The sequence below is a fragment of the Vibrio sp. 10N.286.49.B3 genome, assembly GCF_002873395.1.
Lineage (GTDB): Bacteria > Pseudomonadota > Gammaproteobacteria > Enterobacterales > Vibrionaceae > Vibrio.
This window is the reverse complement of record NZ_MCUV01000008.1, coordinates 23,196-41,896: the sequence shown is the minus strand read 5'-3', so window position 1 is coordinate 41,896 and position 18,701 is coordinate 23,196. Positions and strand designations below refer to the sequence as shown.

Sequence of the window (18,701 nt, the reverse complement as noted above, 5' to 3'; positions counted from 1 at the left end):
GTTTCCTTAATTCTTAACAATAGAATCAATAACTGCATTGATTCCTTTAGATTCGATAGATGTAAACGCTGCAATCACTTTGTTGTGGAACTCTGGGTTATCTAACTTGTAAGTACCAAAAATTTTTTCAATTGAAAGTAATGCATTCGCCTTTTCCACAGAAGAGATATCGGCTAAAGCGATCTCTTTATAGATAGATTCAAGTGGGTCAAAAATTGTCTCGCCATTTATCGCTTGAGCTAGGGTGTAATGCATCCACCCTGCAATAGCAATTGGAAGACACACACTCTCAACACCTCGACGCTGTAGTGTCATAAAGGGGTCGATAGAACGCTGTGGTAGTTTTTGAGAACCATCCATAGCGATTTGACCCGTTTTGTGTTTAATATTGGTATTACTAAATCGTTGAATCAGAAGATCCGCGTAAGTTTCAAGATTGACCTCAATTCCTTCTTGTAACGATTTAGCTTGCTCTTGGGTCATTAAATGAAGTGTCGCTTTTTTCAACGATTCATCTTGCATACATTGGTAAATAAATTCATGCCCAGCCAAGCTTCCGTTATAGGCTAGGAATGAGTGGCTACCATTTAGCATTCGAAGTTTCATTTCTTCATAAGGCAGAACATCGCCTACAAACATGGCACCAACAAGATCCCAGTCAGGACGACCAGCAACAAAGTTGTCTTCAACAACCCACTGTCTGAAGTCCTCACAAACAATACCGCAAGGATCTCTATAACCCGTTTCCTGCTCAATAACATCAAATTGGTCTTCAGTCATCGCGGGAACAATTCGGTCAACCATCGTACTAGGGAAAGTGACACACTCTTCGATCCAATGAGCAAGCAATGGATCCAACGCTTTTGCAAACGATACAACCGCATCTTTTGTCAATAAGCCATTCTCTGGAATATTGTCACACGACAGGACACTAAATGGAGTTAAACCTAAATCACGACGCTGACGTAATGCTTCGGTAATACAACCAATTGCTGATTTAGGGAGCCGTGGATTAGCTAAATCATGCTGAATCAATTCGTTACTCAAATCTAGGCGACCAGATTGAGGGTCGGTACAGTACCCTTTCTCTGTGATTGTGAGAGAGACTATTTTGACCTGATCTTCAACCATTTTTGCAATAGCTAAATCAATACCATCAACAGGAGTATGAATCGACTCCGAAATAGTTCTAACCAATCGGGTATAAGTACCGCTTGCAGACTTCTCGACAACCGTAAACAGTTCATTTTGCTGTTTAAGTTGAGAAATCAGGTCTTCTGGACCAAATAAATTTATTTCACAAATTCCCCACAACTTGCCTGTAGCTTGATTTGTAAGGTCGTTATAAACCGCCTGATGACCTCGATGGAATGCACCAAAACCAAGATGTACAATATCCGTTTGTAGTGATGCTCTATCATAATCTGTTTGATATGAGTATTTAGCATCCAAAATTCTGTTTTTTGATTTCATATTCCAAGCCCGATTGATTGACCATTATATTAAAAATCGGCTTAATTCTGCCGGATTAAGCCGATTATAGCCACAAACACACAACCAATACAACACATTGGACAACCAATTTAACAAATATTAAGTGATCCCCATAACATAACTGAGAGTACCACCTGCACAACAACGAGAACAAAGCCTTATTAAATAACGAAAAAGATTAAGTTAACACTATTAACAAAAGTGTGAGCTTAATCTTTTAATTACCCGATCAATTGGTTGACCATGAAAACCTTCATCATTAATATATAATAAAGTTTAACCATTTTTAGTGGGTGTAGGTGTTTTACCTTCTACTTTCAATCTAAAATCAATTTGCGAGTACTAAGATGCAAGATAACAGTCCAATATATTCAGATGTATTAAGTTTTGGTGAACCAATGTTTGAGTTTAGCCAACTAAAGAACACCAATGATGGTGATGGTGATTTTTTAAGTGGCTTTGGTGGTGATGCCTCTAATTTCGCAATTGCAGCTGCCAGACAGGGCGCGAAAGTTGGCATGTTAACTCACCTTGGTGATGATGAGTTTGGTAAGCGGTTTCTAGATTTGTGGAAACAAGAGCATGTATGCTCACGCCAAGTGGTCTCAAATTCAGATACTCATACTGGTGTTTACTTTATTACCCACGATCAAGATGGGCATCATTTTTCTTTTATGAGAAAAAATTCTGCAGCATCGCTTATTACTCCTTCTCGCTTGCCAGTTGATGCAATCCGCCATGCTAAGTTGCTACATACCACTGCTATCACACAAGCGATCAGTGCGACAAGTTGTGATGCTGTCTTCAGTGCTATCGATATTGCCAATAGTAATAATACGTTAGTTTCTTTTGATACTAACTTGCGCCTTAAGCTTTGGTCGCTAAAACGAGCGAAAGCAATTATTGAAGAAACCATTTCAAGCGTCGACATCTGTTTTCCAAGTGTTGATGAGGCTCAACTACTTACCGGACTTGAGCAACCTGATGACATTATCGATCATTACCTAAAGCTTGGTGCTAAAGTGGTAGTACTTAAGCAAGGTGGCGACGGTGCCACCGTTGCAAATGAACATGCTCGCCATCACATCAAGCCGCATCAAGTCACGCCAGTAGATGCCACTGCAGCAGGCGACTCTTTTGCAGGCTCATTTTGTACCCATTATGTCAATGGATTGAGTTTAGAAGACTGTTTAGCTCATGCGAATGCGACCGCCTCTATCACCATTACAGGTTACGGCGCCGTAGCTCCACTACCAACACTTGCTCAAGTGAAATCTCGTATGGCCGGCAACTAATTATTAAGGAATTGTTATGCATCTATTAAATAAGCGGTTAGCCCATTATAAAGTCATTCCCGTTATTGCCATTGATCGTGCAGAAGATATTTTGCCATTGGGTGAACAGCTTGTCGCAAATGGGTTACCTGTTGCGGAAATCACCTTCCGTTCAGACGCTGCAGAAGAAGCGGTCAGACTGCTTCGCAAGGCTTATCCAGACATGTTGATTGGTGCCGGCACCATCTTGAACGAAAATCAAGTGATTGCAGCTAAAGAAGCAGGGGTTGATTTCATCGTCTCACCAGGCTTGAACCCCAATACGATCAATGCGTGCTTAAGACATGGCATTGATATCATTCCAGGAGTGAATAATCCATCTTTGGTCGAACAAGCAATTGAACTCGGTGTTACCACGTTGAAATTTTTCCCAGCAGAAGCCTCTGGGGGTTTGAATATGCTGAAGTCTTTGCTCGGCCCTTACCAACAAATTAAAATAATGCCGACCGGTGGAATCAATCCCGAAAATGTTCACGAGTACCTCTCATTACCAGCCGTTTTCGCTTGCGGTGGTACTTGGATGGTTGATAAAAAACTGGTTAACGATGGCAATTGGACTGAAATCGGTAGACTGGTTCGAGAAGTTGTCAAATCTGTAGCTTAAGCATGAACATAAAATAGAGAACAGTATGAATACTACAATTAAAAATATTGAAACCAAGTTATTTAAAATCCCTTTAGCAGAAGTGCTCTCTGATGCTAAGCATGGCGATCATGACCATTTTGAATTAATAACAACAACCGTGACGCTAGAAGATGGGAGTCAAGGGACAGGTTATACCTACACAGGTGGTAAAGGTGGTTTTTCTATCAAAGCCATGTTGGAACATGATATTCAACCGGCTATATTGGGTAAAGATGCTTCCAATATCGATGAAATCTACGACTTTATGGAGTGGCACATTCACTATGTTGGTCGTGGTGGTATTTCCAGTTTTGCAATGTCCTGCGTTGATATTGCCCTTTGGGATTTAAAAGGTAAGCGTGAAAATCTACCACTTTGGAAAATGGCTGGCGGTAAAAATAATACCTGCTCAGCTTACTGTGGCGGCATCGATCTTCAGTTCCCAATCGAAAAACTACTAAACAACATTAAAAGCTATCTCGAAAATGGCTATAATGCTGTCAAGATAAAAATCGGTCGGGAGAATATGCAAGAAGATATCGACCGTATCAAAGCCGTACGTGAATTTATCGGTCCTGATATCACGTTTATGATCGATGCAAACTACTCGTTGTCCGTTGAACAAGCAATCACGTTATCTAAGGCTGTTGAACAATATAATATAACATGGTTTGAAGAACCGACCATCCCTGATAACTATCTTGGTTATGCCGAAATTGCAGATAACACTTCTATTCCACTCGCTATGGGTGAAAACCTTCACACCATACACGAGTTCGGTTATGCCATGGAGCAGGCAAAACTTGGTTTTGTACAACCCGATGCGTCTAACTGTGGCGGTATCACTGGTTGGCTTCAAGCTGCTAATTTAGCTAAAAAACATGGAGTACCCGTATGTACTCATGGCATGCAAGAGCTTCATGTAAGTTTAGTTTCAGCGTTTGATACTGGATGGCTAGAAGTGCATAGCTTCCCTATTGACGAATATACCAAACGCCCACTTGTTGTCGATAACCACCGGGCTGTTGCCCCTGATACTCCAGGTATTGGCGTCGAATTTGATTGGGAAAAGTTCGCACAGTATCAAGTGTGATACCTTCTAAAAGAATGTTTTTTACTTACCTTAAAGCCTTTGCCCCTCACTCTCTCGAGGGGCTTTTACTTAACTATTTTTTTTATCTGCCCTCACTTATCAATTGACACTGAGTTTTCGACATATATAGCACTATGTCGTTCAACGATATCTCATGGGTCATTATCCCAGCTCACTTAGGTTCTACCAAAAAAAGTGGCGTAAACGCCACTTTATGAACAGAAGAAAAATAAGGTAATTAAAGAACTACATATTAAAACGTTCGATATTCGTCGTTAAACTATGATTCACTCCCTGAAGCTCTTCGACTTTGGTATTTACTTCCATTGCGTTTGCTAATAAAGACGAGGATAATTGATTAAGTTCATCGATATTAACCGCAATAGTCTTTGTAACTTCACTTTGCTGCTTAGTCGCAACCGCTACTTCGCTGTTCATGCTATTGATTGATTCAATGTTCATCGAAATTTTCTGTAAATTCGATGATAGCGTCATCGCTGCCACCGTTACTTTTTGAGATGACCCCAAACTTGCTTCCATAGAATCAGCCGCGCTCTTAGCATTAGATTGTAAGCTTGAGACGATAGTTTCAATTTCTGATGTTGAATTTTGTGTTTTTTGTGCAAGTGATCTCACTTCATCAGCAACAACCGCAAAGCCTCGTCCTTGGTCACCGGCTCTCGCGGCTTCAATAGCAGCATTCAAGGCCAATAAATTCGTTTGCTCTGCGATACTTAAAATCACCTCGACAACCGAACCAATATCAGAAGAAGATTGGATTAAATCGTCAATTCGTTGTGACGTTTCGTTGATCTGCTCTGAAAGGTTCGTGGCTAAAGCTCCGTTTTGTTCAACCAAACGCCCACCATCTTCGACACAATCGATGGCTTCTTGTGTTTTCGATAATGTCGCCTCAGCATTGCGATACACATCTTCAGCTGAGGCACTGATTTCCTCAAGTGACGAGACAGCTGTCTGCATTGATACTTGCTGTGCGTAAGCATCATCTTGTGATTGCCCACCTACCTTAATCAGTGAATTAGAAATATCGCTGATGTTAACGCTAATATTAGCCACCCCACCTATCATGTCCATTAGATTATCCATGAGGTGGTTGAAATTCTTTGTTAATCGCCCAATCTCATTGCTACTAGTTACGTCAATACGTTGCGATAGATCGGCATCTCCTGTCGACAGACGATACAGCGATGTCGTCACGTCATCGATGGGTTGGATAACCAATGAACGCATAAAGAAATATACACTAACAATCACCAACACCAACACCAACACAATGCCAAACATCATTAACTGTATTTCTTTTTTCATGTTGATGCTAATGATCGCTGGATCAAATTGAAACGTTATCGTACCTATCGTAGTGTCATCACGCACAACGGCACGTGCTGTATTAACCAAATCATTGAGAAGCGCTCCAGAACTAGCTATCGCTTTGCCTCGTTGATCCACGACCACGACAGAACGCAAAATCTCGGAATTAATCAATGCATCGGTGACCGCCTGAGCTTGCTCAAAATCGTACGCAAAAATTGCTTCAACCAATGCCGCATCAGCCAAACCGATTGTAGATTCAAGATCTTGCGTGTACGCCGTGTTCAGTCGGTCTTTAACCGTGAAATAGCTGGCGCCACCACCAATAGCAAGCCCAACAAGTCCGACTAAAATAAGGAAAATTGAGAGTGATTTACTTAAACTATTATTCATTTCATCGAACCTATTCTATCGATTAATATCAAGCCAAAGCTCTTTTCTATTAATTGGTGCATCTAGAGGTAAATATGGATTTTTAATGTTAATCACGTTTCTTTCTGCTATCTCACTTGACTTAAATGTCTCTTTAATAAGTGGTGAGTTATAGAAAACCTCATCGAAGGTACCGTCTGTTATCGCAGTTTCTAACCCGGAGTTCAATGAATGGTATAGCTGTTTATTTTCTTTGGACACATAGAAGTACATGGCTGATGGATAAACAAGAAGGATGTTTTCTTCGACCGCTAGATCCAGTTCATGCTGGTCTCGGACTACGCCATGAGATTCGTGGACACCAAGAGGCAAGTAATCAAAACGGTCGCCTTCAACCATATGAAAAAGACTTTCAGCCTTTACTGGTTTCACTACATCTATTTTTGCAGCTTCTAAAATCTTAGTATCTGACCAGAGCCGACCGAGACCTGCTTTTAGTTTCCGAAGATCATCAATATTTTTAACACCAAAGAACTTGTTTTGACTATTTTTTTCAATCACAAAAATTCGGTAGCCTGCAAGGCCTTTAAAAATTGGAATTTTAATAGCTTCAAGTTGATTTTGTAAGTCTTGAGAAGCACCAGCCCACATAACGTCGATATTACCATTTCGGACCTCTTCTACGAGTCTTGCATCAGATAAGTATTCGTCGGCATGGGTAATATCGTGAGATGCTACGCTTTTTTCAAGCGCTAAATCAATCAACTCGAGAATGAGTGTATCTCGCCCTGGAAATACCATCGGTGTTTTTATCTCTGCATGAGCCATGAATGGTGCACTGATGGCAACAAGCATTAAGAGTATTTTTTTACTTTGATATATCTTCATGTAACGCACCGCTTTTATACTTGTTGAAGAATACGGTTTTTAGACACCAATGACGTATAAGTCATGAATGCACGGAGGTATCGAGTCGATTGGTACTTTGAATAAAGTATTAAAAAAGGCAGCCGTGCGACTGCCTTGCTAGGTACTACTTTCTGCGACGCCAGAATGCTAATGCAGAAATAATGAATAAGCCTAAGCTACCAAAACTTCCGCCTTTACCGATAGTCTCTGGATATTCTGGATCTGGGTCTGGATTTGGGGGCGTTGTGCCACTATCCTGACCTGAAACAAGAATATTGTCGAAATAAACTGCTACATCAGAACTAGGGTCAATATCAAGCATAAACTGAATTCCACCAACTGCGCCTTTAGTAAAATTAGCACCCGCATCAGAGGAATCTAGGTCTACTTTGATCGTCTGAGGTTCTTCAGATGAAGAAAGAGTCTCTCCACCATATAGGTTATAGGTTTCGCCCCAATCTGTATTCTGAGCGATCAATTTCACCGTAATGGCAAGGTCTTCTCCAGAGTTGTTGATAACATCGAACTCAAAGGTATCGCGAGCACTCCAGTCCCACTCTCCCCACATACTAGTACCTTGATGGCTAGCATCGAAATCAATCTTCCACGACTTACCATCATTATCACTGGAATAGTCACTAGACACCATATTGCTTAACGATGCAGCGTCATTATCAACAACCGTACCAACATCCATATCACTGAAAGATTCAACCACCGTTATATCGCCAACTGGAGGCTCCGTAGTATCTTCTTTTACACCAACAACATCTTCAACCTGAACATTGATTGTATTTATTGTATCCCAAGGGCGAGCAAACATCGCAAAATACAAAATATCCGACGCATCAATTTTATCAGCACAAGTCGCCATATCTAACGTATCCATTCGCTCCGCTGATAGTGCTAGTTCTTCTAGGTAGAAATCACATGTAGCACCGATACTGTCTTCTAAACGCATCGCATATACTGCAGCATTAGTGCCTGTATTTTTTATACTGTATTTAATTGTATGGTAATCACTAAGGTCGAGTGCCATCGCTTCAGAGCCACCAAAAGACACTTTCTCATAGTCACTGCTATCGCTTGGATCGAATGTGATATCCCAGACCTTACCGCCATCTGCAGATGCAAAATCGCTAGTAACAAGTTCATGCACAGCCCCTTCATTTGCGTAATATACGACCGCATCTTCCGGACTCTCGATTGTTCCTTCAAAACCATTAATCAACACTTCTTCAGCCAGAGTTTGAGCTGAAAATGCACTCGCAACCAATATTGCTAATACTAATTTTTTCATTCTATAAATCCTTCTACTTTAAGTAGAACCCGCGACATGACAATATCGCGGGTCTTATTTTATTACTTCCCAAATCTCTTCGTATAGAGATCCGCATTGAATTGCTTAGCTGCATCGATAAGTTCTACATATGGCTCATCTGCAATCGTTACAAAACCAACGTTGTAGTTCTCACCATCCCAAGCACGACCTGTCGCTGGCGAATCCAAATATTGGAACCAATGTGCACCAACAAAATATGGATCTTTTACAATGCTATCCATGTATTGGGTATACATTTCAGCACGCTCTTTTTGATTAGAAACCGAAATAATACCACCATGGAACAAGCCGGTATCGGTTGCACCAAAGTGGAACTCACCAATAACACTTGGCTTATCTAGCTCCGGAAGTAGTTTCTTCCAATGCGCTTTTTTGCCATAGTTAAGGTCATTGGCGTACAAGTTGTAACTCATTACGTCGACATACTTCGCAGCGCCTCGAGCGATTTCAGGAGTGACACCCCAATCAGCAAAACGCGCACCTAAGTAAAGGTGGTTAGGTAGGACACGTTTCACTTCTCCACGTACTACTGAGAAGTACTTTTCGGACAGCATTTGCAGCAGTTCGGAATAGTCGGTTTTCATACCTGCTGTCAATGCTGAGCGATGATCAAAGGATTGGTTGAACTCATCCCACGATGCTACTTTACTGCCCCATGCTGAGTTAAGTTTCGCAATCGTTGCGTATTTGCCTTTTAAATAGTTAGCAAATACTTTTTTCGCTGGACTCTCTTTTGCATCATAAGCTAATGCATTCACGACCAAACCGTAGTGATTTGCTTCGTTCATGACATTGCCCCAACTGATTTCGTTATCAACAAAAACACCCACAAGCCATTGATCGTCATCTTTTACTCGTGAAGCGACTTCATTAGCCATGTCACGGGCACTGTTTTTAAATTCAGGATCAAATGGGTCATGAATCGGCCCCCAATAGTCATTACCAGTACTGATTCGTTTGTGATCGCCATAAATCCAACCATGCGCTTCATATGCAACACGGTCTGAACCAAAGAACATTGGATCAATCCAGTTTCCAAGCGTGGTAAAACCCCAATCGACCATTCTATCAAGCGTCACGTCTTTCCAGATTTGCATTGCTTCTGCTTGATCTGTATCGTATTTGCGCATTAGATTAGCACGGTAAAAACTGAATACTTCCCCCTTATCAAGAGCACCAGAGTGAATCCATCCTGCGTAATCATAATTGATTGCAAGAGGATCGTTTTCTTCTGGTAGCCACTCAAACATTGAATGTCTTAGCTCAGATGCTACAACACGCCCTTCTTTTGTATCCTTATCAGAAAAGTCGATTCCGGTAATGGTCACGGTATCATCCATTCGAATATTATCGAGTCCAGTCATGAAGAACATGCACCCTTCAGGGTCAACCATCGTCCATTTGCCATCCACTTTTTCAGTTCGGAAAAAGCCAGTTGCTTCTAGTCGTGGACCGTCTTTCCAACCACCAAACTTACAACGGTCTTCCATTGGTTTAACATCACCTAACTGAGCGAGCGCTTCTTTACCTGCCTCTCTAAGATCTTCATCTGAATGTACTTTTTCTTCCCACTCATCACCAGTGAACTGACCATATTGATCGACGATCCCCATATAACGCGACGTGTCTGCATCTAAATTAGGAACCAGTCGAATAGAATCAACAATAATCTTTGCATCCTTCGTCGGGTTTTGAAGATAAAGCTGAACATTATCGATATTAGAAACGTCTAAACCAGTTTCACCCCACCCATAACTGATAGCTTGCGCATCATATGATAGTTTTGGTGGCTCACTTCGCATTCCAGAAGTCATCTTGCCTTCGAGCTCTCGAAGCGACATATAGTAAGTCGTTTTTTTTCCTGGAAGGATAGTCATATAACTTGACATGCTGTCAGTGACACCATCTGCCGTGCCACCCCAGTTAGCATTTTCTGCTTGGTCAACTCGTACAAACATTTGAATAGGGTCATCGGTTGGGTTTTCAATATCAAACGCTAAATTAAAGTCCCCTTTATCAGACCAGTTCCACGGTGATTTAGGCATAAATGTCACGTTTGGATAAGCATTGCTTGAAGAGAATTTAACCTCCAAACCTTTTCCATCTGTCGTATCGACAATACGTGTTTGAGTCGAATTACTGCGCTCTGCGCTCACAAACGTCTCTTCACCACCTTCAAAGCTAGTAATCGCAGCCACTGTTGGTACCGGTCCAACTTCAACGACCTTTTCTTCTGCCGAAATAAAATCGCCCGTCGCATTCACTAATTCAAGGTTATCTAGCACAATGCTTTGAGCATCTGCAGGTCCTTGAACGAACACTTGCAGTTCGACTAGCTTTCTTAAATTGAGGTTATCACCATTCCAATAACCATCTAGCTTACGAGTACCACCGTTAAATAGCATTTCAATGGTTTGGGTTTCACCGGCCGCTATATTGACTGCATAGTTCAATTGATTCGTTTCAGCTCCCATTTGGCCAACATTATCAACCAACTTAAAAATGACATTAGCTGGTGTATCTAGCGGATTAGTTACATCAACTTTTAGACTGCCTTTTGAGTTCCAATTCCACTCACCTGATACAGGGAAAAACTTAACATTTGGCCAGTATTTATACTTATTCGCATCCGATACTGCATCAAAATCAATTTGCAGAGCTTTACTGCCTGCTGTAACGCCAGCATCATTGGAGATTTTCGTTTTCGCGTGTTCTGCTTTAACGGAATTAAAGAAATTATCAGACTCAAAGTCAGGGAAAGCTGCCGTGACTTCTTCACCATTATTATCCACATTAATATCGGTCGTTGGCGTTGACTTACAACCATATCCCGCGACTAAAACTGTCGATAGCAATACTGCTATTTTTGTTTTATTTGTATTCATCGTAAAAGATCCTAAAGAAAGATAGGTGATGACAACCTAAACAGGTTGCCAATCAAAAAATTACCACCAAGTTTCAAACATCAAACCAAAGGTTGTCGCATTCTTCTTACCCAGTTCGGTAATATATGGGTTATAACCGGCTTGCCAGTCACTACCGTACTCATTGTTATAACTCTGGAATGCAAGAGTATTCGTATCAAGCTGACCATAAGTCACAAATAAACGAATTGTTGGTCGATCCCAAAATCCACTGCCCAAATGGATATCTTGAGCAAGTGTCACTTTTGCTGACGAGTTGGTTCCATCCGAGCCTTTCATTGCACCCGTGCCATTAACTTCAAAATCCATTTGGTCATAAGCCATTTCTAGCTTGGTTGAGAACTTGTTATTCCACTTGTAAGTACCGCGAACAACCGCTTGGTTCCAGGTGGTTTTTTCATAAGGTAAATCCCAGTTAATTGCGAGATCTTTTACATCATCGCCATATGACGCTGTCTCATGAGAAAGTAAGTACTCTAAACGAATCGAATCCGTTACCTCCTGCATACCATCAAAGAAACCGCCAAATTGATAGCTAGGACGATGTAGCCAAGATTGCGTCATTGAAGAACTTGTTTTGTGACTGTATCTCACAAGCACTCGGTTGAAATCTGCCCACTCTCCTTGCTTAATTGACAAACCAACTTGGTATGAATCGGGATTGTCTTCACGTGCTGAACGAGAGTACTCTCCGCCTGAGGTATGAGACTTCATATCCGAATCAGAGCCGAAATAGCGGCCATAGTTAAAAAACACGTCACCTTTTACATTGTCAGTGATGGGTACACTGTGTAATTTTGCGTGGAATGAAACATTGCCGCCAGTATAACCTTTAACAGAATCATCCTTACATTCCCCTAGCGAACTTCTTTCACAGAATTCATGTGTTGTGCCACCAAATCCATCCTTCACAACACCAAGGTCCAACATGCCGAAACCAACATCAAAATTGTCGACACCACCGCCAATACCATCCTGGTTAACGTGTTGGAATGTGTTCAGTGAAGCTTCATAACGTCCGTAGTAACGTTTACCCATCCAAAGTGCTGCATTGGGGCTACTATCAAAAATACCAGTACCATGCACCCACCATTCATCAAGATACACGTAGTTTGATGGTGGATTGGATGGATCGTTGTAATCGCTCGCACCGGTAAACAAGTTGACATGTGTTACCCAGTTCATGTCATTCTGACTCACTCCATAATCTAAATGGAGTTCGGCTTGACTACCTTGATTACCAAGCTTTCCTGTTGGTTTATATGGGTTACCAGCGGTTTGAATAATGTTGACACCATTATGAGCACGTCCAGCTTCTTTACTAACAAGCTGATCTTGTGTTACTCCAACAGCAGCACGACCGTAGCCTGAATATTTGAAACCATCTAAATGAGTAGCATCCCCAGCGACTGCTGGCGCACATATACTACCTACTGCTGCTGCAACAAGAGTTAGTGAAAGAATTTTCCTTTTCATTTTATTTACCTGTTAAAGTCGTTAATTAATCGGTTTACTTATTAGAAATAACTAATGAAATCTAGTGCCAAGCAAATACCAAACCTGCCTAACCAATTCCACTCTAATGTTGACAAGTTTAAATATTGGTAACCCAATTTAACGTGATGAAAGTAACATTTCGCATTTAGATTTTTTTTTTTATGCTAAAATTTGACCACAAGCGCCTTTTAAGTGCTTTACAACACACATAACACACCATAAGTCACAAATAAAAATGGTATCATTAACTAAATTTAGTGATTTTTATGCTTAATTACGCCATAAATACTGAATTCTTCCGATATGGCTCCCATGAATTACAAATAATATGCTCAAAAACAGGTAAACTTATTGAAAGGAAAATATATGAATAAACAAAGAAGAAGAGAAAGAAATACAGGTTATAAGTAGGTTTTGTAAAAACAGTTAAAATCGCAGACTTTAGTAATCAATTAACAATCAAAGCTTATATAAAGTATTGATTTATTAGCAATATAGTAATTATTAGTTCCCTCCAAACATTCCATTATATCCACCGTTACACTTAGTTAATACCTAGTAAGAAACCTTGGTATTATATTCACCATAATAGCTAGACCACAGTAACTCGCAGTAGCTGATCACACCTCCAGTCTACGGTTGATAATTAGCTAAACTTGAATATTTTTGTCTCTGAATCTTAATTATAAATAAATAATTGGTTGAACATAAGATAGGTACCCTATTCATTAATTCTAAAAAAACATGCCATACTCTTAAAAAAAAGCCAATAAAACCACGATAACATCATTTAAAATATCAAAAATCACCAAATAGGTTGATCTATTTCATGTATTGGATAACTAAATGATAAATTCATGGAACCAAAAGATCGAGATCACAGACCTATTTAGAATAAAAAACTATCCTACACAATGGAATATCATTGACAAGTAAGGAAAAAAAATGTCATTAACCAAAATTGGATACAGCTTTTTAGCATTGGCTATAGCAACCGCTGTAGGATGCAAAAATAACTCCGACGACAATACAACCCCACCAGAGGGAGAAAATCCATCAGTTTCATTACCTGCCTCTATTGAAGTAGGCAAAGATATCAACATTGCTATAGACATCACATCACCCGAATCACTTCAAGCATTTGATTTAAAAGTCACAATAGATTCTGCCTACGCTTCTATTTCTGTGCTTCAAGGAACACATATTCTTTTAGATCAGATTGATATACCGAGTTCAGGCGATCACTCTTTGCGTTTGATTACTCAATTAAATGAGCTAGCAACTCAATCTGACGATGAAGTGGAATTTACAATAGCTGTCAGAACAGGAACCGTAAGAGTCAATTCAATGACTGCTAGCCCACTCGGTGACGTTACTTTACCTCAATTTACAGACGTATCAGCAGAGGTTGGACTCGATACTGAAGTCACGTACAAATATGGCGGTCCATCGATAGGGGATATTGCAGGTAATGGGTTCTACGATGCTATTCTTAACAACCACAACTACATCGCACCACAAGTGGTCACCAACTTCGCTGGGGCCACGGTTAATGTTGATCCTATCTTCCCATACGCTCAAGATTACCATGGTACTGCACTAGGGGATTTCACTAACGATGGCAATCTTGACTTAATGCTGGCAATGGGGGGAGCAAACGGTACTAGCCCTTCTTCTTATATTTTATTTAAAAATGAAGGCGGCAAGTTTGTTGAAGTTGAAAACAATGGTGGAATTAACACCCCTGCACGCGGACGCTCACCACGCTGGGTAGATCTCAACAATAATGGATTATTAGATCTCGTATTGGTTAATGCTACAACTCCAAATTACGATGGTCCTGTTCAGTTATTCTATCGTAATAACGGAGATGGGAGTTTCGAACAAGTTCGCATTCCAAGTATCGAGATGACACAATCTGAGCGAGTGCTTGTTCTTGATTTTGATAATGATGGTAAACAGGATCTATTGCTGTTCTCACCACTCACATTATGGAAAAACAATGGTGATTTCACGTTCACTAACGTTTCAAGTGAGTTTTTACCAGAAAGTGTTCAAAATGCAGGTCAAATTCAAGCTGCTGCAGAAGTTGATTTAAACAATGATGGATTATTTGATCTCTATCTATCCCGTGGCCTTCCTGAATATCAAATGTCACGCAAGTCTTATGATTTCAACCCGACAACAGCAAAATTCGATGTACGTGATGACGGCGAGACAGGGGTGACACTCATTGATATTACAACAGATGACGGTGCAGCACTGACGCTCAAAGAACTCGACCTGGTTTATCGTCAATATGATGATGGTTATCCGATTTACCTTGGTGACGCTAAAGAGAAAACATGGGTTTTCGCCACTGGTTTCCAGGAAAATCAGTTACACCCTGACATGAAAGATGCACCACATTCTCTAGAGATCAAACCTGAAGATGCCAATGGTTTCCCTGAGATCCGTGACCAAAATGGTATTTATATCGGTTACATTGGTAATGGTAAATGGAAAGCCGAATGGGTACGAACTCAAAATGTCTATTGGAACGTCTCGTTTTCACTTGAAAATGTTACTGGAATTGAAACAGAATGGCAACCAACAAACCGTAACGTTAATGATATATTGCTTATCAACCAAGGCGACAAATTTGTTGATGCCACTGAAGAATGGAATGTACCCTCTGGAGGCAACCACTGGGGAGTCACATTCGGTGACTTCAACAACAGTGGCTGGAATGATCTCTTCATTCATCGCTATGGTTTCTTAAAAGAGCGTATTTCAGATTTACTACTAATCAATAATGGTAAAGGGAAATTTGAAGCAACAACGATTCACGGCGCACATGATGTCAGCGATCCTGGTCACGGCGATATGGGACAAGCGTTTGACTTTAACCGTAATGGTCAAGTCGACTTACTTAACGGTAGTAATGAAGAAGGCAAATGGTACTTATACAAAAATACCACTACCGATGAAGGTAACTACCTCAATGTTGACGTTGGCTACAGCCCATTCGCAAATATTGACCCGCTAGGTGCACGCATCATCCTAGAAACCGCATCTGGTACAAAACCGTCTCACCGAGTCGGCTCACGTGGTGAAGCCTTCTCACAAGGCGTAATGAACCTAACGCATTTTGGTCTTGGGATTAATAATCAAGTTAATAAAGCAACCATCGTTTGGCGAAATGGCGAAACTGTCAGCTTTATCAAGCCTACCCTTAATGACACTCTTGAATCTGCTCACGGCATAGCTCCAGTACCAACCAATATCACATTAGACCGTACAGAGAAAAAGCTGCGTGTTAATGAAACTTATTCACTGGTTCCAAAATTTACACCATTAAATGCAAAACCAGAAGTAGTCTACACCAGTAATAACCCTTCAGTTGCTAGTGTTGACAGTACAGGGGTCATAACTGCTCTTGAAAATGGAGATACCACAATAACGGTATCATCTTCAGTGGCAGAAGGCATCAATGACACCATCCATATATCAGTCGGTGAATTTGATCCAATTTACGTAACCGATATCACGCTAGAGCACGATGGCAGTCAGTTGTATGTAGGTCAAAGCATTCTGCTCAGTACAACACTAACGTCAAGTGACCCAACAGAAAAACCAGATGATGAATCAATCACCTGGACTACGTCAAACTCAGGTATTGCCACTGTTTCAGATCACGGTGAAGTATCAGGAACTGGTGTTGGCAACGTGACGATTACCGCAACAGCAAACGGAAGTGAAGTTCTAGGGACGATCAAAGATACCATCACAATGGACACTGAGGATTATGTAGCGATAGCCATCAACTTGGACAATGATTGGAAATACAAAACACGCGCCAACCCGATCAATAAACCAATGGAAGTTACATTTGACTACAACGCAGGGTCAAATAGTATCACACCTGAAGGGGTAAAAATTTACCTACGCCGTCTTCAACAACCAAGCTGGTCATTACTATACGACTACGCCGGTAAAGGAACAGGTGTACAGTATGACATCGTAACTGACACTATTGGTGGTCAAAAAGGTACCGTCACTTACTCACTAGATCTACCGTCATTTCAGCTAGATGGATTAGTACCAACAAAAGATCTTCCTGACAATGATTTTTATTACTTATTTTTAGAGTTTAATAACGATCAAGGGGACAGAAAAGACTGGGGGACTCAACCTATTTGTATTACTCCTGCTGATGATGAAACTCCTTGCTAAACCACAATCAAACTAAAAAATTGTTCCTCTCAATTGAGATTATACAATTAGAATCAAAGTGATCGGTTAAACGATCCTTAAAAACTTTCAAAATCCAAGTGTATTAAATATGCTTGGATTTTTTATGCTCTTTTTCAAGGTCTAGACGTAATTAATAATAGGAAGATATGTATTTTCCACAAACATGAATGATCTGCTAAATAGAACTAAATAATCACCTTATCGCTGCACGTGTTTTGCTCATTAAAATACAAATAAAATGGTATTGGCTAAAAATGATAGAAACCCCCCCGAGCATAGCGTAAGCATATTCGATAACGGGTTCGATTATTGATAGTTTATTGCATGGATGGAAGGAGATGAGAGTTGATCGCCATTGGCTTACTCCACTTGAAGATTATGCTATGGCTTATCAATATCAATAATTGTTCGATTTGTGTTTCAAAAATCAAAAGGTATTGTTGCTCATTATGAACATCGTTGATGAACAAGAATTATGAGCATCTTTCTTACTTATAAATGAATACTATATTAAGTATTCTAGGGACAGAGCAATCCCTAGAACGAATACATTGAGATCTCTACGATATACAAAAATAAAAAGCCGCTCACTATTAATTAGGTGCCATTAGCTATTTTCGATATCCAAATCGAGAGCAAAGAAAAAGTCATCGAGCTCTTCATCGACCCCTTCTGATGAAGCAATTTTTAGTAACTCTACCTTACTATTCTCGATGTGCTGCCACACAGCTTGCTTGGCCTCTTCTGCAGAACGTTTTTGTAATGCCATTAAAATACGTTTATGATCGTTAATCCACTGAGTTTGTAATCGTTCTTCATGTAAATATTTGTGGTTTAATTCACGCCAAAGTGGGTTTTTAATTCGAACTGTATTCCACATCTCTGCAGCCTGTCGAATGAGTACGCGGTTTTGAGTCGATTCTGAAATTAAGTGGTGAAACTGTTCATCGAGTTGTTCAAACTTTTCACTGTCACCGTTAATTTGATTTTCTTGCTGATTTAGTACCTTTTTGAGCTCTCGTAATTCATTGAACTTAATTTGAGTTGCAGCAAACCCCGCAATACTACTTTCTATGATTTGTCTTGCTTGAAGAAGTTCAAATGGGCCAATATCACTTTTTGGAATAAACGCGCTGTTTGAAGCTTTTTCGGGAGAATCAATAAAATAAATTCCTGCACCTTGTCTAACTACAACTAAGCCTTTAAGCTCAAGCATAATAATCGCTTCGCGAATAGTTGCTCGGCTTGTTTCAAATCGGTCACTTAATTCACGCTCAGATGGTAAACGCTCACCAGCTTTAAAAACACCAGAATGAAGCAATTCTTCTATTTGTAATCCGATATCATAATACCGTCTTTTCGTACTCTTTGTTTCAATCATTTTATTTCCGGGTAGTCTGTTCAGTTCAATTCGGTTGACCTATTTTAAGCGATCATCAACTCTTTTACTACTTGTTGTATGTTTGTTTTGCATGTTGTTGTCACATAAGATTAAGAAAACTGAAAAATTATGCAGTATTTCTGATTTATATTTAAAAACCGC

11 protein-coding genes are annotated in these 18,701 nt (G+C 40.3%); 4 read left to right on the top strand and 7 right to left on the bottom strand.

Going from position 1 to position 18,701, the window contains the following annotated elements; genetic code table 11:
• Window positions 1-6: 6 nt before the first annotated feature.
• The gene (locus tag BCU68_RS04920) at window positions 7-1,473 is read right to left on the bottom strand and encodes a mannitol dehydrogenase family protein (RefSeq protein WP_102563683.1); all 1,467 of its coding nucleotides are present in this window, start codon (window positions 1,471-1,473) and stop codon (window positions 7-9) included.
• A 368-nt stretch (window positions 1,474-1,841) separates the two neighbouring features.
• Between BCU68_RS04920 and BCU68_RS04915 the strand changes: the two genes are divergently transcribed.
• The 3 genes from BCU68_RS04915 to BCU68_RS04905 are packed head-to-tail and all read left to right on the top strand — an operon-like array spanning window position 1,842 to window position 4,546.
• Window positions 1,842-2,789 (top strand): sugar kinase, encoded by a 948-nt coding sequence (locus BCU68_RS04915; protein ID WP_198591681.1) that lies wholly within the window; start codon window positions 1,842-1,844, stop codon window positions 2,787-2,789.
• A gap of 16 nt (window positions 2,790-2,805) precedes the next feature.
• Entirely contained in the window at window positions 2,806-3,432 is a 627-nt protein-coding gene (locus tag BCU68_RS04910; RefSeq protein ID WP_102563682.1) for a bifunctional 4-hydroxy-2-oxoglutarate aldolase/2-dehydro-3-deoxy-phosphogluconate aldolase, read from the top strand.
• Window positions 3,433-3,457: 25 nt separating this feature from the next.
• Window positions 3,458-4,546, top strand: coding sequence for a 3,6-anhydro-alpha-L-galactonate cycloisomerase (locus tag BCU68_RS04905; protein WP_102563681.1), 1,089 nt, complete (start codon window positions 3,458-3,460; stop codon window positions 4,544-4,546).
• Between the two features lie 246 nt (window positions 4,547-4,792).
• On the opposite strand, the gene BCU68_RS04900 is transcribed toward BCU68_RS04905, so the two are convergent.
• The 5 genes from BCU68_RS04900 to BCU68_RS04880 form a co-directional block, all read right to left on the bottom strand.
• Window positions 4,793-6,271, bottom strand: a complete 1,479-nt coding sequence (locus tag BCU68_RS04900; protein WP_102563680.1) for a methyl-accepting chemotaxis protein — start codon at window positions 6,269-6,271, stop codon at window positions 4,793-4,795.
• Window positions 6,272-6,286: 15 nt separating this feature from the next.
• Window positions 6,287-7,138 (bottom strand): transporter substrate-binding domain-containing protein, encoded by an 852-nt coding sequence (locus BCU68_RS04895; protein WP_102563679.1) that lies wholly within the window; start codon window positions 7,136-7,138, stop codon window positions 6,287-6,289.
• Between the two features lie 145 nt (window positions 7,139-7,283).
• Window positions 7,284-8,459: a hypothetical protein gene (locus BCU68_RS04890; RefSeq protein WP_102563678.1), complete on the bottom strand. Its 1,176-nt coding sequence runs from the start codon at window positions 8,457-8,459 to the stop codon at window positions 7,284-7,286.
• A gap of 62 nt (window positions 8,460-8,521) precedes the next feature.
• The gene (locus BCU68_RS04885) at window positions 8,522-11,386 is read right to left on the bottom strand and encodes a beta-galactosidase (protein ID WP_102563677.1); all 2,865 of its coding nucleotides are present in this window, start codon (window positions 11,384-11,386) and stop codon (window positions 8,522-8,524) included.
• Window positions 11,387-11,446: 60 nt separating this feature from the next.
• On the bottom strand, window positions 11,447-12,901 hold the full coding sequence (locus BCU68_RS04880) for a carbohydrate porin (protein ID WP_102563676.1): 1,455 nt from the start codon (window positions 12,899-12,901) through the stop codon (window positions 11,447-11,449).
• 966 nt (window positions 12,902-13,867) lie between these two features.
• On the opposite strand from BCU68_RS04880, the gene BCU68_RS04875 reads away from it, so the two are divergent.
• Window positions 13,868-17,137 (top strand): FG-GAP-like repeat-containing protein, encoded by a 3,270-nt coding sequence (locus BCU68_RS04875; protein WP_102563675.1) that lies wholly within the window; start codon window positions 13,868-13,870, stop codon window positions 17,135-17,137.
• 628 nt (window positions 17,138-17,765) lie between these two features.
• Here BCU68_RS04875 and BCU68_RS04870 read toward each other — a convergent pair.
• Entirely contained in the window at window positions 17,766-18,539 is a 774-nt protein-coding gene (locus BCU68_RS04870; RefSeq protein ID WP_102563674.1) for an FCD domain-containing protein, read from the bottom strand.
• Window positions 18,540-18,701 lie beyond the last annotated feature (162 nt).